The 773-nt window shown below is 35.8% G+C and carries 1 protein-coding gene; it reads left to right on the forward strand.

Features of this window, described 5'->3' with window-relative positions; translation table 11 throughout:
- Window positions 1-196 precede the first annotated feature (196 nt).
- Window positions 197-773, forward strand: a 577-nt coding sequence (locus BCU94_RS05845) for a cytochrome c family protein (RefSeq protein WP_241904961.1), incomplete at its 3' end; no start/stop codon positions are given.

A 773-nucleotide genomic window follows, 5' to 3' on the forward strand; every position in this document is an offset into this window, starting at 1 on the left:
CAATTATATTGTTGTTTTTATTGGTTAATATTGTTTTTAGGTTTTGTTAGGTCTGAGGCGTTTTATGATGTGATCTAGATCAACAAATCATTGGTTTTTATCTTTAAACTTAGTCTTGCTCAAATTAATTATATCGCTAGCTGAACTGCCAGGTTCGACTGCAACATATAAAATAATGATGATTAGGAGTGGGACAATGAAACAGGCTAAATACAAGATAGCAGCACTAAGTGTGCTAGTTTGTCTTGGCATTGTTGGCAATGCAACAGCTGCTGGTGGCAAGTATAATAGTTTGCCAGAAATGGGTAAGACAGCACAGAAAATTATTTCAAATCCAAATGGAGATGAAGAATCAAAAGGCGTTAAAACGCTACAAGATTATATTGTTCAAGAAAAAGAACTTTTTGATTATTTATTCCAGAACCATCCAGTATTTAAATACCATGAAGAAGGTAACTTAGTGGGTGATTACCACATTAGTGATCGTGGTGAAGAGTATTTAGATACAGGTAATAGCCCTAAATATAGCAAACGTGTGGGTCGTCCAAGCGCTGTTCAATATCGTTTAGGTGCTAAATCAATTCTTGATTATCCAAACAAGTTTGTTGGACCTGAAAAATGTGGTGAATGTCATGCTGTTCAATACGAAGCATGGAATCGTTCTCGTCACTCTAAAACAATTCGTTTCCCTGGTGAACATCCAGAAGTGGATAACGATTTGAACAAGACCATGTACAACACCAAAGATACCTCTATTTTGGCTGATGGTATTA

This window comes from Shewanella sp. 10N.286.52.C2, from assembly GCF_002874545.1.
In the GTDB taxonomy this organism is placed as follows: Bacteria; Pseudomonadota; Gammaproteobacteria; order Enterobacterales; family Shewanellaceae; genus Shewanella.